We start from the raw sequence: 22,575 nt of genomic DNA on the forward strand, positions 1-22,575 counted from the left end.
CATGGCTGATCTGCCTCCGCTCGAGTACGGCAAGGTCGTCGGGCGATTTCTCGCCAACGTGATCGACGGCCCCGACCTCGGCGACTTGCCCGAGTTCCCGCCCATGAGCGGCACCATCACCTTCATCGCCGACGCGCCGAAGATCCTCGTTCGCAACGCGCAGCCGGCGCCGGCGACCTATGTCCAGCTTCCGCAGCACTATGAGTGCCAACTCGACGAGTTCGGCTATCTGACCTGGCGCGGAAAGCGCGGTGTGCGCCTGGTCGCGCCCGGGCCCGCGACCAATCCGTCCGAGTGGACTTGGCGCGTCTCGTTCGATCTTTCCTACGACGGCGAGCAAATTCCGTTGGAACCGTTCAGTTTCCAGGTTCCCAAATATGTCTCCGGGCCGAACCCGGAAAGCCCCGATACGGGGTCTACCGGCCTGGTCGACCTGACTCTCGCGGCTCCCGTGCCCGCTTCGTCGGGCAACGCCGTCGTCGTCGGACCGGCAGGTCACGGCATCCAGATCGACGGACAGGCTGAAACCTATCCGCAACTCCCTGTCACGCCGCCGGACGGTAGCCAGTACATCGTCAAATCCGATGGGCTGCTGTACATCTATCGGACTGTCGGCGGTTGGACACCGAACGGTCAAGGCATTGTCGTGCGCGGGCCGGCGGGTACCACGGTGTGGAGCGGGATCTCGGGCAAGCCCGTCACGTTTCCGCCGGTTATCGGTGATACCGCCGCGACCGCGGTCGCCGGTGATGACCCGCGGCTGACGAACCCTCGAACACCGACGCCACACACCCATCCGATCGGCCAGCTGACCGGGGCGAGTCCGCTGGGCACCGCCCTGCTCACCGCCGCGGATGACGCGGCCGTTCGCAGCGCGATCCATGCCGTGGCCGACTCGGACCCGCGGTTGACGAATGCGCGTACTCCTACCTCGGCGGGACAGGCGTATGACATCGCCATCAAGTCGCACGGGGGTATCCGGGCTGTCGGTGCGGGAACTACTGTGCCGGAGGGGATTCGGGTCGAGCGGGCGCTGACGGTGTCGAAGGTGACCTACCGTGGCGAGACGGCGGGTACCGGCAATCTGATGGTCGAACTGCGCAAGAACGGCGTGGTTGTCGCGGGGACCTCGGCGACTATCGGTGCGGCCAACCACGCGCTCGACACCAGTCTGACCGGGGCGTGGACTTTTGCTGCCGGTGATCGGATCACGGTGCAGATCACCACTGTCGACAGTCCGGCGGGGCGTGGTCTGCAGGCGAGTCTGGCGGGGGTGACCGTCTGATGGCGACTATGTTCCTCGGGGGACCCGTGTTGAAGTGGGAGGCACTCGAAACTCGTCCGGAACCGGAAAGTCCCGACGGTACGCCCTACTGGAAGAGCGCGGAGGCCGGTTACCCCGGTGCGATCGTCGAGCGGGAGCCGGAGCCGGAGCCTGAACCCGAGCCGGAGCCGGAGCCGGAGCCTGAACCCGAGCCGCAGCCTGGGCCGCCGATGGACGACGAGGTCCCGGTGGAAACGGCGGAGGTGAGCAACTGATGCCGCATATCTTTGTTGGTGGGAACTCGTTCAGTCCGTCTGCGATGACGAAGAACGGCAACGTGGTGACAGGTGCGCCCAACGTGTGGACCGTGGTCGGTGGATGGACCGCTGACACCGTCGGCTATCCGGGCTCTGTGGTTTCCGGTAACGGGCTACAGGCGCAGGGTGGTGCAGCAGCTGTGCCGTTGACTGCCAATGTCGTGTTCTCAGGCGCTGGAATGGCCGGTACTTTCCAGGCCAGGTTGCTGGTCGGCACCACAGTCGTCGCTACGAGTGCCGCCATTTCGGGGACGAGCGGTACGTTGGTGGTGAACACGACGGCGCCGATCGCCGCGGGCGAAGTGGTGACCGTCGAACTAACGCACACCGTGAGTTCGCCCCTGTGGTACGCCACGATTACCGGTGGTGCGGTCACCTTCCTGCGGATCGGCTGACGGACCGTGAACCGGCTGTCATCAATCTCAGCCTGATCTGGCAGAACGTGCATCGGCCCACACCTCGAACCGGGGTGTGGGCCGATTTGTCGTATCGGCGCATCGGCCCAGCCGGTTCCGCACCGATTGATGCTTTGGCATCATCTTTCGTGATGCTATGATGACATCATGCGAACCACGGTAACCCTGGACCCCGATGTCGCAGCACTGATTGCGAAGCGGATGCGCGAGACGGGCGCCTCCTTCAAGAAGGCGCTGAACGATGCCGTCCGCGCGACTCTCTCGTCACGGCCCACGCGCACCGAGGTTCGGTTGCCGATGAGGAACCTGGGTGCGCCGATGGTTGACCTGAACAAGGCGCTGCAATTGGCGGCCTCGCTCGAGGACGAAGAGATCGTGCGCAAGTTGGAGATGCGTAAGTGAAGGTCGTCGACCTGAATGTGCTGTTGTACTCGGTGAATGCCGACTCGCCGCATCACGCTGATGCGCATGGATGGCTGACGAAGGCGCTGAACGGTCAGGAACCGATCGGTTTTTGCTGGGCGGTCCTGCTCGGATATGTCCGGATCAGCACCAATCCGCGAGTTTTTCCCAACGCTGCGTCATCGGTTGAGGCTATCGATGACGTCCGGACCTGGCTCAGTAGCGAGATGGCGGTGGTTGTCGGCCCGGGAACAGGGCATCTGGAGTTGCTCGACGGCATCCTGCAAAGGTGCGGGACGGCCGGAAATCTCGTGACCGACGGTCACATCGCGGCTCTTGCGGTCGAGTTGGGTGCGGAGGTCGCTACCTTCGACAACGACTTCCACCGATTCGACGGCGTGCGTGTATTCCGGCCTGCGGGGTAGCAGGCCGGAATACACGCACGCTGCTCGGCCGCGGTCCCGCAAACTACGCCGACGCCGACAACGATGACGGGCTGTCGACGACGATGCCGTAGAGGTCGGTGATGGTGGCTAGGGCGCTGTGGTGAAGCTGGTCCGCGGAGACTGAACACAGAGGGCGGGTGGCGCAGGCGTTGGCGACCACGGTGGCGGTGTTGCCTCGGAGGAAGGCGCCTTCGGTGGTGAAGGTGACGCACATGTGGGTCATGAAGCCGGCGATGATGAGGTTGGTGTTGCCTGCGGCGTCGACCAATTCGGCGAGGTCGGTGTTCACGAAGGCGTTGGGGACGGATTTGACGACGGTGGGTTCGTTCGAGGTCGGGGACAGCTGGGGATGGATTCGGCCGATGTCGGTGGTGATGTCGTAGGGGGTGTCTTTGCCGCCGTCGTTGATGACGTGGATGACGGGGGTGCCCGCCGCCCTGGCCGCGGTGACGAGTTCGGCGGCCGCGTCGAGGGCTTGCTTCCAGCCGGTCAGTTCCATGACGCCCTGGGTGTAGGTGTTCTGGTAGTCGACCAGGACGAGGGTGGAGTTGGTCAGGGAGGCGGGGGTTTCGTCGAAGCCGTTGAGTGCGCGCAGGGTCGTGGAGGTCATGGGATCAACGGTATGGACAGCGCTCTATGTCGGCAATGTCATGTAACCTGCAGATTCGGACACGGAGGTGGTGGGTGACTGAGCGGCTCGTGGTGATCGTGTTGTTCGATCGGGTGGATCTGCTCGACGTCACAGGGCCGCCGGAGGTGTTCTCGCTGTTGCAGCGGGAAATGGACGATCCGACGGGGTATCGGGTGGTGCTGGCCGCCGAGTCGATGGAGGCGGTGACCACCTCGGCGGGGGTGCGGATCCTGCCGGATGTGACGTTCGCCGAGCTGGGACGGGTGGACACGGTGGTGGTGCCGGGGGCGGTGGAGACGGACAGTCATCGGCGGGTCAGCGCGGTGGTCGACCCGGGGGTGGTCGCGGCCGTGTCGCGGTTGGCCGAGGGGGCTCGGCGGGTGGCTTCGGTGTGCGTCGGTGCGCATATTCTGGCGGCCGCGGGGCTGCTCGACGGGAAGCGAGCGACCACGCATTGGTCGACCGCGCAGCAATTGGCCGCCGAGCATCCGGAGGTCATCGTCGATGCGGATCCGATCTACATTCGCGACGAAAATGTCTGGACCGGAGCGGGACTCACCGCGTGCCTGGATCTCACGCTGGCCTTGGTGGCCGACGATTTCGGGGACGAATTGGCGTTGCGGGTTGCTCGCCAGCTGGTGATGTATCTGAAACGGCCGAGCGGGCAGAGTCAGTTCAGTGTGTCGCTCGAGCCGGTATCGACCACGCGCCGGATCGAGGATCTGCGGCACTACATCGCGGGCAATATCGCGAAGCCGCTCACGGTGACCGACCTCGCCGAGCAGGTCCATGTCAGTGAACGCCAGCTCACGCGCATCTTTCGCACCGAACTCGGGATGACGCCCGCGGCCTATATCGAGTCGGCGCGGGTGGAAGTGGCGCGGCACCGGCTCGAGACGAGCGACGAAACGCTCCAACGGATCGCTACCGCTTGCGGTTTCAACACCATCGACACGCTCGCCCGCGCTTTCCGTCGCCAGCTCGATACGACACCCAACGAGTACCGCCGCCGATTTCGTATCGGGTGACTCACTATGATCGCTGTCGGGACATTTGCCGGTGAGGATATGAGTAACAAGGGGTTTCGAGTATGGGAACGGGTATCGCGGAGGAATGGTCGACGGGCTCGGCTACGCCGGTGTTGTGGGGGTTGACGAACTTGATTCGGCTGGTGGCGGGCCTGTTGGCCTCCTGAGGAATTGTCTTGCCCCCCTTTCATCGGTCTTCTGGCGGGGGTTGCTTCGCTGTTAGACATCTTGTGCGGCGGAAATCCGCGGCAAATCTGAACAACGAGGGGTTCACAATGAGCAAGATTCGTGTCTTCGGTGTGGCTATGGCTGCGGCGGCGAGCATCGCCGTGCTCGGTGCGGGTACGGCGTCGGCGGAAGAGCCCGCGCCCAGCACCGGGTCGTCGGAGCAGCTGGCCGCGATCCTGGCTTCGCTGACCTCGGGGTCGAGCGAGGAAGCCGAAGACGTTGTCGAGGAGGAGGCCGAGACCGGGTCGGCCGACGGTCTCGCCGCGCTGCTGGAGCAGCTGTCGTCCGGGTCGGGCGAGGCTGCCGAGTAACTCCTGAGGAATCGCGAGTCCCCCGTCGCTGCGGCGCCGGGGGACTCGCTGTGTTTCACCGCACCGGGACCAGGCGGTACAGCCACCACGGGCGGCTCGGGAACGCGGGGTCGTAGATGCGCAGCATCATGCGCCGCTCCAGCCCGGTGCTGCGTTCGCGTAGGCGCAGGTGGCGCCGCGCGATGTCCTGTGAGCGAACCTCGCTGGTCCAGATCTGATCCCAATCGGGGGACTGGCCGCACGATTCGGTGATGGCGGTGACGCGCTGGGTGGGGGCGAGCGGGGCGAGCATGCGGAAGGCGTGGACCAGAAGCTGGGCTTCGGTGGTCCAGTCGAGGTAGACCTTCTTCGCCACGGGGTTGAGGAACATCCACTCGAGCACGTTCACGCCGGCGCCGAGACCGGGGAACAGGCGCTGATAGTCGGAGTTCGCGGCGAGCATGTCCATGGTCGGGAAGCGCGTGAGGCAGGCGGGGTGGGTGAGGCTGGCGAGGTCGGCCAGGTCTTCGGCCGACGGAGCCGTGGGCGCTGCGCCGGATTCGACGGCAGGTAAACCGAGAACCAGGATGGGCTTGCGATACCAGAGTGGCACGTCCAGGCCGTCGAAAAGTCGTTGCAGCATGGCGGGATTCGGCACGAGTGTCCCGGATTCGATCTGGCTGATCAGCAGTGGTGCGAGCTGTGTGCGGTTGGCGAGCTCGGTCCGCGCGAGTCCCGCGGCCAGCCGCCGTTCACGCAAATACACACTGAGCGCCGTGCTGTCAGCCATCCCAACCCCCGAGCCTCACCCCGACCGACGGTAGATCCCAGGGTACGCCGGGTGGGTCGCCGAACGGCGGTGAACCGGCGCCCGAAGAAGCTGCCCGGCGGCACGACCGCCGAGAGCGCGTCAGCCCGCTGGGTCCGGGTGCTCACCGCGTCGAAAGCAGACTGAGCGGGCATGTTCGCTCGGCGTTCATCTCGTCACGGTTGTCCGTAACCAGCCCGTGATAGGAAGGGCCGACCCACTTCGAAGGAGATTTTTCATGGATGGCCTGATGTACTTCCTCACGACGCTCGCGGCACTCGGTAGCGGCTCCGCATAGAGGCAGAGACAGAAAACGGGCCGGAGCTGAATGCTCCGGCCCGTTCTGCTGATCACGCAAGAACATGGGTAACTCACCGGGAACCGGCTAACTACCTGCGTTCCGTCCCGCCGGCCGCGTCCCGAACCAGACAATCACCTGAGTCTGGCTTGAATACGCGGAGAGGCGGATCAGAAGGCGGCTTCGTCCAGGTCCATGATGTCGTTGTCCAGGTTGGCGAGGATCGCGCGAGTGGCGGTCAGCTCGGGCAGGACGTTGCGGGCGAAGAACTGCGCCGAGGCGACCTTGCCGGTGTAGAAGGCGACATCGGAGCCGGTGGCGCCGTTGTCGAGGGCGGCCAGCGCGATCTCGGCCTGGTTCAGCAGCATCCAGCCGATGAACAGGTCGCCGACGGCCATCAGGAAACGCACCGAACCCAGGCCGACCTTGTACAGCTCGGTCGGCTGCTCCTGCGCGCCCATCAGGTGGCCGGTCAGGGTGGCGGCCATGGTCTGCACGTCCTCGAGCGCGGTGGCGAGCAGCTTGCGCTCACCCTTGAGGCGCTCATTGGCGGAGTCCGAGTCCAGGAACTTCTGGATCTGGCCCGCCACGTGGGCCAACGCCACACCGCGGTCACGCGCGATCTTGCGGAAGAAGAAGTCCTGCGCCTGGATGGCGGTGGTGCCCTCGTACAGCGAGTCGATCTTCGCGTCGCGGATGTACTGCTCGATCGGGTAGTCCTGCAGGAAGCCCGAGCCTCCGAAGGTCTGCAGCGAATCGGTCAGGTACTGGTAGGCGCGCTCGGAGCCGACACCCTTGACGATCGGGAGCAGCAGGTCGTTCACGCGGAACGCGACGTCCTTGTCGGCACCCGAGACGACCTCGGCGATTTCCGGGTTCTGGTGCGCGGCGGTGTAGAGGTAGATCGCGCGCAGGCCCTCGGCGTACGCCTTCTGGGTGGCCAGCGAACGACGCACGTCCGGGTGGTGGGTGATGGTCACGCGGGGCGCGGCCTTGTCGGTCATCTGGGTCAGGTCGGCACCCTGGACGCGGGTCTTGGCGTACTCCAGCGCGTTCAGGTAACCGGTCGACAGGGTGGCGATGGCCTTGGTGCCCACCATCATGCGAGCGTTCTCGATGACGTCGAACATCTGCGCGATGCCGTTGTGCACCTCGCCGACCAGCCAGCCCTTGGCGGGCACGCCGTGGCCGCCGAAGGTGACCTCACAGGTGGTGGAGGCCTTGATGCCCATCTTGTGCTCGACGTTGGTGACGAAGACGCCGTTGCGGTCGCCGTAGGTCTCGGTGTCGAAGTCGAAGTGGGTCTTCGGGACGTAGAACAGCGACAGGCCCTTGGTGCCCGGTCCGGCGCCCTCGGGGCGAGCCAGCACCAGGTGCATGATGTTCTCGAACATGTCGTCGGAGTCGGCCGAGGTGATGAAGCGCTTCACACCCTCGATGTGCCAGGTGCCGTCTTCCTGCTTGATCGCCTTGGTGCGACCGGCGCCGACGTCGGAACCGGCGTCCGGCTCGGTCAGCACCATGGTGGCGCCCCAGTTGCGGTCGGCGATCTTGGCGGCCCACTTCTTCTGCTCATCGGTGCCGTTGTTGTAGAACACCTGGGCGAAACCGGCGCCCGCGGCGTACATCTGGATGGGCGGGTTGGCGCCGAGCACCATCTCCGACAGGGCCCACGCGACGGCAGACGGAGCAGCGAGGCCACCCAGTTCCTCGTTCAGCGGAACCTTGGCCCACTCGCCGTCTTCGAGCGCCTTGTAGGACTTCTTGAAGGCCTCGGGCAGCTTCACGGAGTGGGTGTTCGGGTCGAACACCGGCGGGTTGCGGTCGGCGTCGGCGAAGGACTCGGCCAGCGGGCCCTCGGCCAGGCGGCGGACCTCGGAGAGCATTTCCTTGACGGTGTCGGTGTCCAGGTCGCCGAAGGCGCCTGCGTCGAGCACCTTGTCGATGCCGAGGACCTCGAAGAGGTTGAACTCGAGGTCGCGAACGTTTGCCTTGTAGTGGCCCATGTGAGTACTCACTCTCCATTGAGTTCTGGTGCGGTCGGTGGTGTGCCGTTCCCGCCCGTCGCCGGTTTTCCGCATGCTACTCGCGGGTAACTTATTCACCATATTACCGGTGGGTAATCGTCTCGGCAAAGGGGTAGGCGGCAATGTGATGTGAAAAACACGCGCGGCTGCGGAAACGTTGCTCGCCGCGACCTCGGGGCTACCGTGAGATGTGCGCATCGAGACGACTGTGGGACCGGCCGAGATCGAGCTCGACGAGGTGGGTGATCCGGCGTTCCTGCTGGTGATCACGCACGGGGCCGGTGGCGGTGTCGATGCGAAAGACATTCTGGCCGTGCGTGACTCGGCCGTCGAAGCGGGCGGGGCGGTAGCTCGGGTGGTGCAGCCCTATCGGGTTGCCGGGCGGCGAGCACCGGGGAACGCGGAGAAGCAGGACGAGGCATGGCTCGAGATCGTCGCGGCCTTGAGGGCCCGGTTTCCGGGGGTGCCGATTGTTCAGGGGGGTCGCAGCAACGGGGCGCGGGTGGCGTGCCGGACAGCGGCGGAGGTCGGGGCGAGGGGCGTGATCGCGCTGTCGTTCCCGCTCCATCCGCCGGGCAAGCCGGAGAAGAGCAGGCGCGATGAGCTGCTGGCGCCCGGAGATATCGAGGTGGTGGTGATCAACGGGGGCAGTGACCCGTTCGGGGTGCCCGCCGCCGCCGACGCCGCCGAAGTGCGCGTGATCCCGAAGCAGGCGCACTCGTTCCGCACCGGATTCGACGTCATCGCGGCGACCGTTGCCCCCTGGTTCGCCCGCTGGGCGCAGTGATCAGACGGTGGGCTCGGGGATCGGGCGTTCCGCGATGAGCAGGGAATCTATGGCGTCAGGGCCTTCGGTGGGACGGAAGACCTCGTGGGCGACGGTGATGATGACGTCGTCGCGGTCCAGGTCGGCGCGGAGGTCTTCGGGAGAGAAGAGGATCTCCGGTTCCTGGGGGCCGCCGTAGCCGTCGGCGATATTGCGGGCCGCGTGACCGAGGACCAGCAGCATGCCGCCGGGGGCGAGCATGGCGGACAGCTGGTGCAGCAGAGCGCGGCGCTCGCCGGCGGGGAGGTGGACGAACACCATGAGGATCAGCTCGAACGGGCCGGTGATGTCGGCGGCTTCGAGGTCGGTGATATCGGCCGTCTGCCAGTGCACCCGGGAGCGGACTGATCGCGACAGGCGAGCCGCGACTGTCCTGCCCTTGTCGATCCCCACCTGGGAGAAGTCGACAGCGGTCACTTGCCAGCCATGAGTAGCCAGCCAGAGTGCGTGGCGGCCTTCGCCACAGGCCAGGTCGAGAGCCCGCGGGAGTGACGGCGCCACCCCCGATTCGTCGGGGAGCAGGGGGATTCTGCGGTCGAGGCCGTACACATGTTCGACGACGGTGCTGTTCGGCGGTGCGCCCCACACCAATTCACTCCGCGCATACCGCGCATCCCAATCCGCCGCATCCATGAGTCGAGTGTAGGACCGGCGAATGCCTTCAGAGGGTGGTGCGCATCAATACGACGTTGTACTGGGTGTGGATGGTGGTCATGAAGTAGAGGTCACGGCCGGTTTGGTACGGGAAGATCGACGGGGCGTACGCGGTGGGGAGCTCGCGGGCGTCGATCAGGACCTCGGGGGCGCTCCACGGGCCGACGGGGGAGGACGCGCGGCGCATCACCACGGAGTTGAACGGGTCGGTGGTGAGGGAGATGAACTGGCCCAGGTACTCGTTGTACATCACCGAGAGCTCGCCGACGCCGCCCATGATGGGGGCCGCGGCGTTCACGTCGTTGAGCTTCCACTCGTGGCCGTCCCAGTACTCGTAGGTGGCGAGGTTCTCGATCTGGGCTTCGGGGACGCGGGCGATGTAGGCCTCGTTGTTGCGGCCGGCGCGGGTGCCGTATTCGTAGACGAAGCCGCCGTCCTTCACGAAGCTGTTCATCTGGAAGTTGGCGTTGCCGCCCTCGTCGGGACGGCGGGTGTGGCCGAGATCGGCCCAGGTCTCCCCGTTGTCGGCCGACGCGGCCAGGCCGGAGAAGCTCGTGGTCCACTCACCGGGGGCGTCCCAGGTCTTCACCGACATCAGCGACATGTACTGCACGCCGTTGGCCGAGATGCCCGCGGTGGGGATGCGGCTGATCTCCAGGAAGGGGATCTTGGGGCTGGGGATCAGATCACGAGCCTGGCCGATGACATCGCGCACGACACCGTCGAACATGATCCCGTCGGCCGGGTTCTGGTCGTGGCTGCGGACCAGGATGTTCGAGCGCCACGCCCAGGTGCTGCCCGCGAGCAGGTTGGGGAAGCCGATCCCCGCGGTGTCGCCGAAGGCGGTGAGCATCTCGCCACGCCCGTTGTCCCACATGATGCCGAGGTCGGTACCGAGGACGTTGTAGTTCTGGGTGTTGTTGGGGCTGGCCATGCCGGTTACCTGGAACACCGCCTGGGTGCGCCCGTGCAGGACGGGCAGGCCGTGGGTGCCGTTGAGAACGGGAATCGGGTTGATGGCGTTCGGGTTCGCGACGGCGGGAGGCGCTGCGCTCACCAGCAAGGCCGTAGTACCTGCGAGTGCGGAGAGCAGGATGGATCCGGTCTTGTTCACAGGTGTTCGAGCCTCCGGGTCGGGCCGAAATCCGGGAACGTTCCGGGTTTGCCGTCACGTACCACTCTTCGACTGGTCAGCGATCGAAGCGATGCTAACAGCCGCTAACAGTGATGTGCGGTACATCCGGTGGGTAGCTGACATGAATTCGCAGGTCGATTGCTTGTCAGTCGCTACTACTCATGGCTTTACGCAGCAGCAATGGCAGTTGGGCCATTCGCTCGGCGGTGAAGGTGGCGCGCGAACTCCGGTGCCACGAACGGTCGAACAGGTGCTTGGCGGCGGCCACGGCGTTGCGGTCGCGGGCGGTGACGCGGTCGGCGAGGGCTTGCGCGGCCTTCACCGGGTCGTCGGCGACGTCGGTGATCAGACCTATGCGCAACGCGTAATCGGCGTCGATCGGGTCGGCCGTCATGGCCAGCAGCATGGCCTGGTCGATGCCGATGAGCTGTGACAATGTGGCGGGGCCTGTCATGTCGGGAATCAGGCCGTGGGCGGCTTCCATCACCGAGAATTCGGTCGTGGGGGCGGCGATCCGGAAGTCGGCGGCCAGTGCGATCTGGAGGCCGCCACCGAAGCAGCGCCCGTGGACCGCGGCGATCACCGGGACGTCGAGGCGGCGCCAGGCCCAGCAGGCTTCCTGGAAGGTATTGGTGCCGCGCAACGGCCGCGGGAGGAATTCTCGGACGATAGCCACCGGATTGCGGGTGGCGGCCGCGATATCGAGTCCGCTACTGAAACTAGGGCCGTTCCCGGTGATGATGACGGCGCGGGTTGTCTTGTGGTCGGCCACTTTTCGGGCCGCGTCGACAAGATCGCGGAGCATTTCCAATGTGAGCCCGTTGTGTTTGCCGGGCCTGTTCAGCTCGACATAGGCGCGGTTGTTGTCGAAGCGGACGGTGATGTGGTCTCCCATATCGCTATCTTACTCGCGAGTCAGTTCGAGTGGGTGGCCACGCGGACGATGGTGCGGCATGATCCGAACCGCATCGCGCGTCGTCGATGCGCGACGATCGAGAGGACTCACCGAATGCGGATCTGTCTGATGGCCGCGGCGCTGCTCGCGCTGCCCGTGCTGGCGGCCTGTGGCAGTGGCGACGAAGCACCGGCGGTTACTCAGGCCGAGCTGTCGAAATCGTTGCAGGACAAGGGGTTGAGCAACCCCGCGCTGGCCGACTGCGCCGCGCAGGTGTTCCTCGACTCCGGGATGTCGCAGGACGGGCTGCGGGTGATGGTGTCGAACGCGAAGTCCGACGATCCGGCCAAGCTGCTCAGTGAGGGCGACGCGTCCAAGGTGAGCGCGGCCCAGTCGAAGATCGCGGCGGATTGCGTGCGCGTGGGGAGCTGATCGGAGCCCGTATCGATCGCGCCGATTCAAACCCTCGTCGGGGTCGGCTGCCGGTGTTGCACTGGAACAGCCGACGACGAGGAGGAACTGCCCGTGACCACGGAGAGAATCGCCGACCAGGTCTCGTTCGCCTACTGGGTACCCAACGTCAGTGGCGGGCTGGTGACCAGCGATATCGAGCAGCGCACCAGCTGGGACTTCGACTACAACAAGAAGCTCGCCCAGACCGCGGAGCGCAACGGTTTCGACTACGCGCTCACCCAGGTGCGCTACACCGCGTCCTACGGTGCCGAGTTCCAGCACGAGTCGACCTCGTTCAGTCTCGCGCTGCTCGCCGCCACCGAGCGGCTCAAGGTGATCGCCGCCATCCACCCCGGGCTGTGGCATCCGGCGGTGCTGGCCAAGTTCGGTGCCACGGCCGACCATCTGTCCGGTGGCCGGTTCGCGATCAATGTGGTGTCGGGGTGGTTCGCCGGCGAGTTCAAGGCGCTGGGTGAGCCGTGGCTCGAACACGACGAGCGGTACCGGCGCAGCGCCGAGTTCCTCGAGGTGATCCGCAAGATCTGGACCGAGGACGCGGTGAACTTCGGCGGCGACTTCTACCGGATCCGGGACTTCACCTTGAAGCCGAAGCCGCTCAACACCCCCGAACGCCCCAATCCCGAACTGTTCCAAGGCGGTAACTCGACGGCGGCCCGGCGCAACGGCGGCCGCCATGCCGACTGGTACTTCTCCAACGGCAAGGACTTCGACGGCGTCACCGAGCAATTGGACGATCTGCGCGCGGTGGCCAGGGAAAACGAGCGCGAGGTGAAGTTCGGGCTCAACGGGTTCATCATCGCCCGCGATACCGAGAAGGAAGCGCGCGACACTCTGCGCGAGATCGTCGAGAAGGCGAACAAGCCCGCGGTGCAAGGGTTCCGCGACGCGGTGCAGCAGGCAGGCGCGTCCACCGGTGACCGCAAGGGCATGTGGGCCGACTCCACGTTCGAGGACCTGGTCCAGTACAACGACGGGTTCCGGACCGGGCTGATCGGCACGCCCGAACAGATCGCCGAGCGGATCGTGGCCTACCGCGCGCTCGGCGTCGACCTCATCCTGGCCGGCTTCCTGCACTTCCAGGAAGAAGTCGAGTACTTCGGCGCCAAGGTGCTGCCACTGGTGCGTGAACTGGAGGCCGCCGCGACGCCGGTCGCGGCGGGACGCTGATGACGGTGGTGACCGCCGAGCGGATCACCACGGCGGACCAGGCGGTGCGGATCGCGACCGAGCTGGCCGAGGTGTTCGCTGCCGGCGCCGCCGAGCGTGATCTCTCGCGTCGGTTGCCGCACGAAGAGCTCGATCAGCTGTCGGCCAGTGGGTTGCTCGCGATCACGGTGCCCGCCGAGTTCGGCGGGGCGGACCTGCCGCCGAGCGCGGTCGCCGAAGTGGTGCGAATCCTGGCCGCGGCCGATCCGAACATCGCGCAGGTGCCGCACAGCCACTTCGTGTATCTGAATCTGTTGCGGCTGGCCGGAACCCGGGCCCAGCAACGCGACTACTTCGGCAAGGTGCTCGCGGGTGCGCGGATCGCCAACGCGCAGTCCGAGCGTGCTGGGGCGACAGTTGCCGACATCTCGACGGTGCTGCGACCGGTCGGCGAGACAGGCGCGAGCGATGCCGAGCGGCAGCCCGTCGAGTCCTCGCGGATCGATGGCGGCGGCACGGCTCGGCGGTTTGTGGTCGAGGGGACGAAGTACTACTGCACGGGGTCTCTGTTCGCCGACGTGCTCGCGGTATTGACCAGACTCGATGACCCGCAGGGTATTTCGGGACTCGAGGCCGGGGAATATGTGGCCTTCGTGCCTGCGCTGGAGCCCGGTGTGCGGATCGTCGACGACTGGGATGCACTGGGGCAGCGGACAACTGGAAGTGGGACCGTCGAATTCGCTGGAGTGACAGTCGGGCCCGAGCAGTTGGTTGCTCGGGCGTCCGCGGTAAACGCGCCGACTGGGTACGGGGCGTTCGCGCAACTCCTGCACGCCGCGATCGACGCGGGGATCGCCTGCGGAGCGCTGGCGGCGGCGGCCGAATTCGTGCGGACGCGCAGTCGGCCGTGGTTCGAAGCCGAGGTCACGCACGCGGCCTACGATCCGCTTGTCGTGCAGCGGTTCGGGGAGTTGGCTGTCGCTGTCGCGGCCGCTGAATCGACGTTGATCGTCGCGGGTGCGGCGGTGGACGCGGCGGTCCGGCCGAAGGTGGCGGTGGCGCAGGACGCGCATCCGGTGGCACCGGGCGACGGTGACGGCGCGCAAGCGTCGATCGCGGTCGCGACGGCCAAGATCCTCGCCGATCGTGCTGCGAACGAGGTATCCGCGGCGATATTCGAAGTAGGCGGCACCCGCAGCGCCGCGGCCGACCATCGACTCGACCACTTCTGGCGCAACGCGCGCACCCACACACTGCACGACCCCGTTCGCTGGAAATACCAGCACATCGGGCGGGCCGTCCTGCACAACCGGCCGCCGCCGTTGCACGGCGTCATCTAGAACCACCATGCGAGACAAGGACAGCCCATGACAGTGACGGTCGTCGTCGGAAACCCGAAACCCGCCTCGCGCACCCTCGCCGCGGCGGTGCAGGTCGCGCGGGCACTTCGCCCTGATGCCGAGCCGCAGGTGATCGACCTGGTCACCCTCGGGCCCGGGCTGCTCGGCTGGGGTGACCCGGCGGTGGCGACCGCCGCGCGCACCGTCGCGTCGTCCGAGCTCGTCGTGTTCGCCAGCCCGACCTTCAAGGCCACCTACACCGGGCTGCTGAAACTGTTCCTCGAACAGTTCGACGGCGGTACCGGGCTGGCCGGTGTGGTGACCGTGCCGGTGATGCTCGGCGCGGGTCCGGCCCACGCGCTCGCGCCCGATCTGCTGCTCAAGCCCGTGCTGGTGGAAATCGGTGGCACCGCCGCGCTGCCCGGGCTCTATCTGTCCGACCGGACTTTCGGTGAGGACGGCGTCATCGAGGAATACGCCCGGCGATGGGGACCCGTCGTCGCGGCACTGACAGACCCGGCCGTGCGGCCGGTGGAGGCAACGAACCATGCATGAGCTCTTGGACTTTCCCGCCGACGGCAACGGCTTACGCCGCGCCTTCGCCAACTTCCCCAGCGGTGTGGTGGCGGTGTGCGCCGAGATCGACGGCGTCCCACACGGCTTGGCGGTGAGCACCTTCGTGCCCGTCTCGCTCGATCCGCCGCTCGTCTCGTTCTGCGTCCAGAACTCGTCGTCGACCTGGCCGAAGCTGGCCGGCGCCGGCCACCTCGGACTCAGCCTGCTCGGCACCGATCAGCAGGCCGCGGCCAAGGCGCTCGGCGCCCGCAACGGCGACCGCTTCCGGGAAACCGCGCTGCATCGTGGAACCGGCGAGGCGGTGTTCATCGACGGCGCGACGGCCTGGATCGAAGGGGTGCCGGAAACGCAGGTCAGCGCCGGCGACCATCTCGTGGTGATCTTGCGTGTGAACCGGGTCGCCGCCCGCGAGGACATCGATCCACTGGTGTTCCACGGCAGCAAGTTCCGGACTCTGCACACGGGCTGAACCCGCCGCGACGACGAAGGCTCCGGATCGAGTGATCCGGAGCCTTCGTCGTACCGCTCAGGACGGGCGCTGATCCGGCACTCGGCCGCGGACGAAGATCACCAGCACGTAACCGCTGATGATCAAGAGCATGGTGAACAGGCCCGCGGCTTGCAGGAGACCACCCGAGGAGGCGTCGGTGGCGACCTCGTCGACGCCGCCGGTGGCGAGCATCGTGGTCGGGTCGGTCAAGCCGTGCATCACCATCGCACCCACCAGAAAACCGGTCACCCGCATCGTGAGGTACATCAGCACGCCGAACGAGAACGTGTAGAGGACAGTGGGGCCGACGACCGTGATCGACTGCCCGCCGAGCAGGTTGGTGCTGTGCGACAGCGCGAAGGCGAGCGCGGTGAGGGCCGCTACCGCCCGCTCGCCATGGCCGGCGTCGCGCAGCATCTTGACCCCGAATCCGCGGAAGATCAGTTCCTCGGCGAACCCGATCAACAATCCGGAGCCGAGCATGAGCGCGACGACGTCGGCCTGATGGCGGCCCCAGTCGATCCCGAGTACGCGCAGGACGATCGGCGTAGCGACGATCACCGGTGCGATCCACATCCACTTCGACCGATAGATGGGCTGTCGGCCGAACATCTCCCGGTTCCAGCCGAGATAGGCGGAGAAAGCCACCAGCACAATGGATCCGACGATCAGCGATGCGGTGACCTGGAAGAACACACTGCCCAAGCTGCTCAGCAGATCATCATCGGCGTAGTGCCCGCCGAGTCGGCTGATCAGCGTGCCCGACCCGATGTAGATCCCGAGGTAGACAGCGACGAAGGCGAGAAATCGCCAGAATCCGCCGCGGTTCATGAAGCCACGCAGCCCGCGCTGTTCCTGCGATACAGACACCGTCACGGCCATGTCGACTCCATGCTCTATCAGGCAAAAAAGCTGAGCATGTCCACGCTATGCGATGAATTTTCCGGCAGCGCGGATTTCGCCAGCGCGTCCGGACCGAGCACCGACGACCTGCCGTCGAAACAGCGAAAGCCCCCAGGTGACCTGGGGGCTTTCGCTGTTGAGCCGATGACGGGAATCGAACCCGCGCCATCTGCTTGGGAAGCAGAAGTTCTACCATTGAACTACATCGGCACTGCGCCACTGGGGGCGTTCGCGACTCTATCAGAACTCGTGCCGTGCGATGCAAGTGTTCATCGTGCCCTTGCTGGTGGCCGGGGCGACGTGGGAGCGGGTCGGGTGTCGTAGGGGTGGGGGTTCTACCTGGGCCGTAGCTGCCTACACTGGGCCGGTGCTGCTCTCCGATCGTGACATCAGGGCCGAGATCGCCGCTGGGCGTCTCGGTGTCGAACCGATGCTCGAGTCGATGGTTCAGCCGTCGAGCATCGACGTGCGCCTCGACGGGCTGTTCCGGGTGTTCGACAACAGTCGCTACACCCATATCGATCCGGCGCAGCAGCAGGACGAGCTGACCAGCCTGGTCGAGCCGAAGCCGGGGGAGCCGTTCGTGCTGCATCCGGGGGAATTCGTGCTCGGGTCCACGCTCGAGGTGTGCTCGTTGCCCGACGATCTGGCGGGGCGGCTGGAGGGCAAGTCGAGTCTGGGGCGGCTCGGGCTGCTCACGCATTCGACGGCGGGGTTCATCGATCCGGGGTTCAGTGGGCACATCACCCTGGAGCTGTCGAATGTGGCGAATCTGCCGATCACGCTGTGGCCGGGGATGAAGATCGGGCAGCTGTGCCTGATCCGCCTGTCCAGCCCGGCCGAGCACCCGTACGGCAGCGCCAAGGCTGGGTCGAAGTATCAGGGTCAGCGGGGGCCGACGCCGTCGCGGTCGTACCTCAACTTTCCCCTCTCTCCCGATTCCCTGAGCGCGGTCGAGACCCGCTGAGGGCCCGCCGCCACGGCGATACTCAGCACCAGCGACAGCGCGGGCAGGGTGTCGCCGCCCCCGGACGGCGGTCGCACCCAGTGACAGCCCTCGCGACTCCAGCGGCCCAGGTTGGTCGGCAGCATCACGGCGCTGCCGGTGCCGGGGATATCGATATCGAGCCCCGCGAGCTCGGCGGCCTCTTCCTCGGAGGGCCTGGCGTCGGGTACGGCGAGCACGCTCCAGCGGATCTGACGCGCCAGCACCGGACCCTCACAGCGTTGCTCGCGCAGCGCCATGAGCACCTTCTCGGCGCGCGTGGTCGGTAGATGCACCACGCACAGCCGGTCGGTGATCGGCAGCATCACAAAGCCGCCGCGCTCGCGGACGGGTAGCCGGAATTCACGCTGGTAACACCGCACCCAGTCGTCGACAGTTCTGGCTTCCACGCTTCCAGAATCGCGCACGCACGTGCGCGTGACCACTGCCCCGCACCGCCCTTTCACTGCCTCTGGCAACCGATTCCACGAACTTGTGGCGTGTCTCACTGTCACGCTCGTACTCTGGGGGGAGTTGTCCGTCGGATGAGGTGACGCCGTGGTCGGGGAGTGGACAGGGAGAGAGGCCAGAGCTCTTCGCGATGCCAAACGAATGAGCATCCGGGAGTTCGCGGCTCATCTCGGTGTGCACGAACGATTGGTGTCGAAGTGGGAGGCGGGCGGGGTGCGGGTTCGCCCGCGTCCGGTGAATCAGGCCGCGCTGGATACGTCACTGGCCCGGTCCGATGATGTTGTGCGCGCGCGATTCTCGACCCTGCTGGCGCCCGCGGGTGATGCCGACCTGCTCGCGTTCGTCGATGCGGGAACTGTCAAAGGTGCTGTGCCCGAGGTGTTGTCGGAGAGGGAGTTGATCATGGCGGCTGCGCACGAGGCCAGCGAACACGCGGCCGCCGCGGAGGGCACCAACGTGGGGGCCACGACGTTGGCCCAGCTCGACGCCGACGTGCGGCGCATCGCCAACGAATACGTCCATGCCGCACCGGCACCGATGATGGTGGAGATGCTGCGGGTGCGCAGGCGGGTGTATCGACTACTCGACGGGCAGCAGAAGCCGGTCGACACCAGCCATCTATATCTGCTGGCGGGGACACTGTCCGGGCTGCTGGCCAACGCGAGCACCGACCTCGGCTACCTCGACGCCGCGGGCGAACAGATCAGGGCCGCATGGGCTTACGCGGAACTGAGCGGGCACAACGGGTTGCGCGCGTGGACGCGCGGCATGCACGCGCTGATCGAGAACTGGTCCGACCGGCCGCGCAACGCCGTCCAATTAGCGCGCAGCGGGCAGGAATTCGCCGGGCCGGGACTGGGGCGGGTGCGGCTGCTCAATATCGAGGCGAGGGTGTGGGCGCGGCTCGGCAGCGACGCCGAGACCGACCGGTGCCTGCGCGCGGCCGAGGTGGCTGCCGGTGACCGCCGCGACGAACTGCACGACGAGATCGGCGGGGTATTCGGTTTCGGCCCGCCCAAGGCCGCCTACTACGCCGGCGCCACCTGTATCCAGCTCGGCCGCGCCGAACAGGCGCTGGCCGCCACCGAACGCGCGATCACTCTCTACACGAGCGGCCCGCCGCTGCAACGTTCCTACGGCGCCGAATCGCTGGCCCGCGTCGACAACGCGGCCGCCCACCTGATCAACGGCAGCATCGACGGCGCCGCCGACGCCCTGCGCCCGGTTCTCGACCTGCCCGAGGACAAGCGCATCGCCCAGCTCGGCGAACGCCTCGTCGGCCTGCGCCGGCGCATCGCCGCCCCGACCTATCGCGACGCGGTGGAAGCGCGCGGCTTGGACGAACGCATCGAAGAATTCTGTGTGGCGACCGCGGCGCTCGGCAGCCACCCCCGACCGTAGCTGATCACCTGGCGCCTGGTTACCCACGAACATGGGGTACAAGCCAGCTGCCCGCCAACCTGCCCGTCAGCCGTCAACGCGCGTCTCACCGGCCTGGGTCCGGCCGATAGCCGCGGGTAAGCGGAAAGAGTTTGCCTCGGATGGCAACATGGACGCGTGAGTCCTCAATCGCCGCATGTGCCCCCGCGCGTTCTCGAGCAGTCGACGAAACTGCAGAACGTGGTCTACGAGATCCGTGGGCCGGTTCACGCACAGGCAGCACGCCTGGAGGCCGAGGGCCACCGCATTCTCAAGCTCAACATCGGCAATCCCGCCCCGTTCGGGTTCGAGGCCCCCGATGTGATCATGCGCGACATCATCGCCGCGCTGCCGTATGCCCAGGGGTATTCCGAGTCCAAGGGGATCCTGTCGGCGCGGCGTGCCATCGTCACCCGGTACGAGCTGGTGCCGGGCTTTCCCGAGCTCGATGTGGACGATGTCTACCTCGGCAACGGGGTGTCCGAGCTGATCACCGTCACCATGCAGGCGCTGCTCGACAACGGCGACGAGGTGCTGATCCCGGCCCCCGACTACCCGCTGTGGACGGCCATGACCAGCCTGGCCGGCGGTACTCCGGTGCACTACCTGTGCGACGAGGAGAACGGCTGGCAGCCCGATATCGCCGATATCGAATCGAAGATCACCGACAAGACCAAGGCCCTGCTGGTGATCAACCCGAACAATCCGACGGGTGCGGTGTACTCGGCGGAGGTGTTGCAGCAGATCGTCGACCTGGCGCGCAAGCACCGGTTGCTGCTGCTGGCCGACGAGATCTACGACAAGATCCTCTATGACGACGCCAAGCACATCTCGCTGGCTTCGCTCGCTCCCGATCTGCTGTGCCTGACGTTCAACGGTCTGTCGAAGGCGTACCGGGTGGCCGGTTACCGCTCGGGCTGGCTGGCGATCACCGGGCCCAAGGAGCACGCGGCCGGTTTCCTGGAGGGCATCGACCTGCTCGCGTCCTCGCGGCTGTGCCCGAACGTGCCCGCCCAGCACGCCATTCAGGTGGCGCTCGGCGGCCATCAGAGCATCGACGATCTGATCCTGCCCGGCGGGCGCTTGCTCGAGCAGCGCGATGTGGCGTGGGAGCGGCTCAACATGATCCCCGGTGTGTCCTGCGTGAAGCCGCGTGGCGCGCTGTACGCGTTCCCGCGGCTGGATCCGAATGTGCACGAGATCCACGACGACGGGAAGCTCGTACTGGATCTGCTGTTGCAGGAGAAGATCCTGATGGTGCAGGGGACCGGCTTCAACTGGCCCGCGAACGATCATCTGCGAATCGTGACGCTGCCGTGGGCGCGGGATCTGGCCGTGGCGATCGAGCGGTTCGGTAATTTCCTGTCCAGTTACCGGCAGTAGAGTTACAGGCAATGCTCACCTGTCACGGCTTTGACCAGTGAGTTTATGGGCTCTAGGCAGGATGGTCATCCTGGTATGCCAGGTAAAACAGACTGTGAGTTCGGAATGTTGGATGTTTTGAAGATCTACTAGTGCAAAAGTCCATCTTTTGTGTACAGTAGACCTCGGCGCTTCGGCGCCCTGGCCCGGTTGTCTACCCCCCCTGGACAACCGAGAGCCTTAGGTACGCGCGCCTACCCCCCTGGGCGCCTGCCTCCGGCGGCGGAGACACCCCCCTGCTCTCCGCCGCCCACAAACCCGCCTCCCCGGGTCCAGGTCAGACCTGGACCCGGGGAGGCTTTTTTGTGCGGCCAGGGGTACTGGAGTTACCGATGTTGTCGCGAGATCTGGTGTTGCGGGCGTGTTATTGAAAACGAGGTCCTTTAAGCTCTGGTCGTGAGCGAGCATCATCACCATCACGACCATTCCGGGCCCATCGCCATCAGTGACACCGCGGCGAAGGTCGTCGTCGGGTTGCTGGGGATCATCGGGGTGGTGGTGTTGGTCGCGACGGTGATTCTGTGGCCGAGCGCGCAGCACGTCGAGATTCCGCTGCCGATGCAGACCATGTCCGGTGGGGCGGTGGAGACCGAGGCCGGAACCGTTGTCATGCAGGACATCGGGCCCTGCGGGAGTCCATCGAACGGCAAGGTGTTCGCCGACAAGCCGGAACCGCCGCGGACCGCCTCCTACACCTGTCAGCGCAGCATCATCGATATCAGGTCGGGACCCGACGAGGGCAAGAAGACGCTGTTCGAGATCGCGCCGGGGCCGGGGCAGCCCGATCTGCGGACAGGCGACGACATCCGGGTGGTGCGGGCCGCGGATCCGTCCGGGGTCACCATGTACGCGTTCGAGGACTACTCGCGCGGGCTGCCGCTGACCTTGATCGTGCTCGCCTTCGTCGTGGTGATCTGTGTGGTCGCGCGGTGGCGGGGATTCCGGGCGCTGGTCGGGTTGTGTTTCGCGTTCGGCGTGGTGGTGATGTTCCTGTTGCCCGCGTTGCTCGACGGGAAGTCGGCGATCCCGGTCGCGCTGGTGTCGGGGGCGCTGATTCTCTACGTGGTGCTCTACCTCGCCCACGGGGTGAATCTACGGACCAGTTCGGCACTGCTCGGCACGCTCGCGTCGATGGTGGTGGCGGCCGTGCTGTCCTGGCTGGCGATCGAGGTCACCCATCTCACGGGGCTGTCCGAGGAACAGAACACCAACGTCGCGACCTACATCCAGCACGTGAGCATCACCGGGTTGCTGCTGGCGGGATTCATCATCGGCTCGCTGGGTGTGCTCAACGACGTGACCATCACGCAGGCCTCGGCGGCCTTCGAACTCGCCGCGCTCGATGAAGGAGCGTCGCGTCGCGAGATCTTCACCGCGGCCATGCGGGTCGGGCGCGACCACATCGCCAGCACGGTCTACACGCTCGTGCTCGCCTACGCCGGCGGGGCGCTGCCGCTGCTGCTGTTGTTCAGCATCGCGGGACGATCGATCACCGACGTGCTGACCGGCGACGCGGTGGCCATCGAGATCACGCGTTCGGCGGTGGGCGGTATCGCGCTGGCGTTGTCGGTGCCGTTGACGACCGCGATCGCGGTGATGCTGGCCCGGCCGTTCGGTGCGAAGCAGGCCGCGGTGGCGCCCGCGCGGGCCAGGCACGCGCGCAACTGAGACTGATCGAACGCCG

25 protein-coding genes and 1 tRNA gene are annotated in these 22,575 nt (G+C 66.3%); 17 read left to right on the forward strand and 9 right to left on the reverse strand.

Annotation, left to right across the window (positions count from 1 at the left end):
* Position 1 precedes the first annotated feature (1 nt).
* The 5 genes from ACFULV_RS07095 to ACFULV_RS07115 all read left to right on the forward strand — a co-directional run bounded on the left by ACFULV_RS07095 (position 2) and on the right by ACFULV_RS07115 (position 2,824).
* Positions 2-1,285, forward strand: coding sequence for a hypothetical protein (locus ACFULV_RS07095; protein WP_378653934.1), 1,284 nt, complete (start codon positions 2-4; stop codon positions 1,283-1,285).
* On the forward strand, positions 1,285-1,539 hold the full coding sequence (locus ACFULV_RS07100) for a hypothetical protein (protein WP_378653937.1): 255 nt from the start codon (positions 1,285-1,287) through the stop codon (positions 1,537-1,539). Before ACFULV_RS07095 ends, ACFULV_RS07100 begins: the two co-directional genes overlap by 1 nt.
* A 44-nt stretch (positions 1,540-1,583) precedes the next feature.
* Positions 1,584-1,976, forward strand: a complete 393-nt coding sequence (locus ACFULV_RS07105) for a hypothetical protein (protein WP_378653940.1) — start codon at positions 1,584-1,586, stop codon at positions 1,974-1,976.
* Positions 1,977-2,144: 168 nt separating this feature from the next.
* Positions 2,145-2,399 carry an antitoxin gene (locus ACFULV_RS07110; protein WP_378653943.1) on the forward strand — a complete coding sequence of 85 codons (255 nt, stop codon included), beginning with the start codon at positions 2,145-2,147 and terminating at the stop codon, positions 2,397-2,399.
* Entirely contained in the window at positions 2,396-2,824 is a 429-nt protein-coding gene (locus ACFULV_RS07115; RefSeq protein WP_378653946.1) for a type II toxin-antitoxin system VapC family toxin, read from the forward strand. Before ACFULV_RS07110 ends, ACFULV_RS07115 begins: the two co-directional genes overlap by 4 nt.
* A 43-nt stretch (positions 2,825-2,867) precedes the next feature.
* Here ACFULV_RS07115 and ACFULV_RS07120 read toward each other — a convergent pair whose 3' ends face one another.
* Complete coding sequence (locus tag ACFULV_RS07120) at positions 2,868-3,455, reverse strand: cysteine hydrolase family protein (RefSeq protein ID WP_378653949.1); 588 nt, start codon at positions 3,453-3,455, stop codon at positions 2,868-2,870.
* A 74-nt stretch (positions 3,456-3,529) separates the two neighbouring features.
* On the opposite strand from ACFULV_RS07120, the gene ACFULV_RS07125 reads away from it, so the two are divergent.
* Entirely contained in the window at positions 3,530-4,504 is a 975-nt protein-coding gene (locus ACFULV_RS07125; protein ID WP_378653951.1) for a GlxA family transcriptional regulator, read from the forward strand.
* Between the two features lie 275 nt (positions 4,505-4,779).
* Entirely contained in the window at positions 4,780-5,043 is a 264-nt protein-coding gene (locus ACFULV_RS07130; RefSeq protein WP_378653953.1) for a hypothetical protein, read from the forward strand.
* A gap of 55 nt (positions 5,044-5,098) precedes the next feature.
* Here ACFULV_RS07130 and ACFULV_RS07135 read toward each other — a convergent pair whose 3' ends face one another.
* Positions 5,099-5,812: a helix-turn-helix domain-containing protein gene (locus tag ACFULV_RS07135; protein WP_378653956.1), complete on the reverse strand. Its 714-nt coding sequence runs from the start codon at positions 5,810-5,812 to the stop codon at positions 5,099-5,101.
* A gap of 486 nt (positions 5,813-6,298) precedes the next feature.
* Positions 6,299-8,134, reverse strand: coding sequence for an acyl-CoA dehydrogenase (locus tag ACFULV_RS07140; RefSeq protein ID WP_378654030.1), 1,836 nt, complete (start codon positions 8,132-8,134; stop codon positions 6,299-6,301).
* Positions 8,135-8,345: 211 nt separating this feature from the next.
* Between ACFULV_RS07140 and ACFULV_RS07145 the strand changes: the two genes are divergently transcribed.
* Positions 8,346-8,942, forward strand: a complete 597-nt coding sequence (locus ACFULV_RS07145; RefSeq protein WP_378653959.1) for an alpha/beta family hydrolase — start codon at positions 8,346-8,348, stop codon at positions 8,940-8,942.
* On the opposite strand, the gene ACFULV_RS07150 is transcribed toward ACFULV_RS07145, so the two are convergent.
* The 3 genes from ACFULV_RS07150 to ACFULV_RS07160 all read right to left on the reverse strand — a co-directional run bounded on the left by ACFULV_RS07150 (position 8,943) and on the right by ACFULV_RS07160 (position 11,665).
* On the reverse strand, positions 8,943-9,614 hold the full coding sequence (locus ACFULV_RS07150) for a class I SAM-dependent methyltransferase (protein ID WP_378653962.1): 672 nt from the start codon (positions 9,612-9,614) through the stop codon (positions 8,943-8,945).
* A gap of 28 nt (positions 9,615-9,642) precedes the next feature.
* A complete protein-coding gene (locus ACFULV_RS07155; protein ID WP_378653965.1) occupies positions 9,643-10,749 on the reverse strand; it encodes a DUF4185 domain-containing protein in 1,107 nt (368 codons plus the stop codon).
* Between the two features lie 166 nt (positions 10,750-10,915).
* Positions 10,916-11,665: a crotonase/enoyl-CoA hydratase family protein gene (locus tag ACFULV_RS07160; protein WP_378653967.1), complete on the reverse strand. Its 750-nt coding sequence runs from the start codon at positions 11,663-11,665 to the stop codon at positions 10,916-10,918.
* Positions 11,666-11,779: 114 nt separating this feature from the next.
* Between ACFULV_RS07160 and ACFULV_RS07165 the strand changes: the two genes are divergently transcribed.
* The 5 genes from ACFULV_RS07165 (at position 11,780) to ACFULV_RS07185 (ending at position 15,670) form a co-directional block, all read left to right on the forward strand.
* The gene (locus tag ACFULV_RS07165; RefSeq protein ID WP_378635204.1) at positions 11,780-12,097 is read left to right on the forward strand and encodes a hypothetical protein; all 318 of its coding nucleotides are present in this window, start codon (positions 11,780-11,782) and stop codon (positions 12,095-12,097) included.
* Between the two features lie 93 nt (positions 12,098-12,190).
* The gene (sfnG, locus tag ACFULV_RS07170; RefSeq protein ID WP_378635207.1) at positions 12,191-13,306 is read left to right on the forward strand and encodes a dimethylsulfone monooxygenase SfnG; all 1,116 of its coding nucleotides are present in this window, start codon (positions 12,191-12,193) and stop codon (positions 13,304-13,306) included.
* Positions 13,306-14,625: an acyl-CoA dehydrogenase family protein gene (locus ACFULV_RS07175; RefSeq protein ID WP_378653970.1), complete on the forward strand. Its 1,320-nt coding sequence runs from the start codon at positions 13,306-13,308 to the stop codon at positions 14,623-14,625. The genes sfnG and ACFULV_RS07175 overlap by 1 nt, the downstream gene beginning before the upstream one ends.
* A 27-nt stretch (positions 14,626-14,652) precedes the next feature.
* A complete protein-coding gene (locus ACFULV_RS07180) occupies positions 14,653-15,180 on the forward strand; it encodes an NADPH-dependent FMN reductase (RefSeq protein ID WP_378653972.1) in 528 nt (175 codons plus the stop codon).
* Positions 15,173-15,670, forward strand: a complete 498-nt coding sequence (locus ACFULV_RS07185) for a flavin reductase family protein (protein ID WP_194829384.1) — start codon at positions 15,173-15,175, stop codon at positions 15,668-15,670. The genes ACFULV_RS07180 and ACFULV_RS07185 overlap by 8 nt, the downstream gene beginning before the upstream one ends.
* Positions 15,671-15,727: 57 nt before the next feature.
* Here the strand turns inward: ACFULV_RS07185 and ACFULV_RS07190 are convergent, their stop codons facing one another.
* Entirely contained in the window at positions 15,728-16,573 is an 846-nt protein-coding gene (locus tag ACFULV_RS07190; protein ID WP_378653975.1) for a type II CAAX prenyl endopeptidase Rce1 family protein, read from the reverse strand.
* Positions 16,574-16,733: 160 nt separating this feature from the next.
* Positions 16,734-16,804: transfer RNA gene (locus ACFULV_RS07195), tRNA-Gly, on the reverse strand.
* 157 nt (positions 16,805-16,961) lie between these two features.
* Here ACFULV_RS07195 and dcd point away from each other — a divergent pair.
* Positions 16,962-17,561 (forward strand): dCTP deaminase, encoded by a 600-nt coding sequence (gene dcd / locus ACFULV_RS07200; protein WP_067455312.1) that lies wholly within the window; start codon positions 16,962-16,964, stop codon positions 17,559-17,561.
* Here dcd and ACFULV_RS07205 read toward each other — a convergent pair.
* The gene (locus ACFULV_RS07205) at positions 17,480-17,989 is read right to left on the reverse strand and encodes a hypothetical protein (protein ID WP_378635220.1); all 510 of its coding nucleotides are present in this window, start codon (positions 17,987-17,989) and stop codon (positions 17,480-17,482) included. The genes dcd and ACFULV_RS07205 overlap by 82 nt on opposite strands.
* Before the next feature lie 202 nt (positions 17,990-18,191).
* On the opposite strand from ACFULV_RS07205, the gene ACFULV_RS07210 reads away from it, so the two are divergent.
* The 3 genes from ACFULV_RS07210 to ACFULV_RS07220 all read left to right on the forward strand — a co-directional run bounded on the left by ACFULV_RS07210 (position 18,192) and on the right by ACFULV_RS07220 (position 22,559).
* The gene (locus ACFULV_RS07210; protein ID WP_378635223.1) at positions 18,192-19,451 is read left to right on the forward strand and encodes a helix-turn-helix domain-containing protein; all 1,260 of its coding nucleotides are present in this window, start codon (positions 18,192-18,194) and stop codon (positions 19,449-19,451) included.
* Between the two features lie 156 nt (positions 19,452-19,607).
* Positions 19,608-20,852, forward strand: a complete 1,245-nt coding sequence (locus tag ACFULV_RS07215) for a pyridoxal phosphate-dependent aminotransferase (protein WP_378635225.1) — start codon at positions 19,608-19,610, stop codon at positions 20,850-20,852.
* Between the two features lie 435 nt (positions 20,853-21,287).
* Positions 21,288-22,559: a YibE/F family protein gene (locus ACFULV_RS07220; protein WP_378635228.1), complete on the forward strand. Its 1,272-nt coding sequence runs from the start codon at positions 21,288-21,290 to the stop codon at positions 22,557-22,559.
* Positions 22,560-22,575: the final 16 nt, after the last annotated feature.

It is taken from the genome of Nocardia sp. NPDC057272, from assembly GCF_042668615.1.
Taxonomy (GTDB): domain Bacteria; phylum Actinomycetota; class Actinomycetes; order Mycobacteriales; family Mycobacteriaceae; genus Nocardia.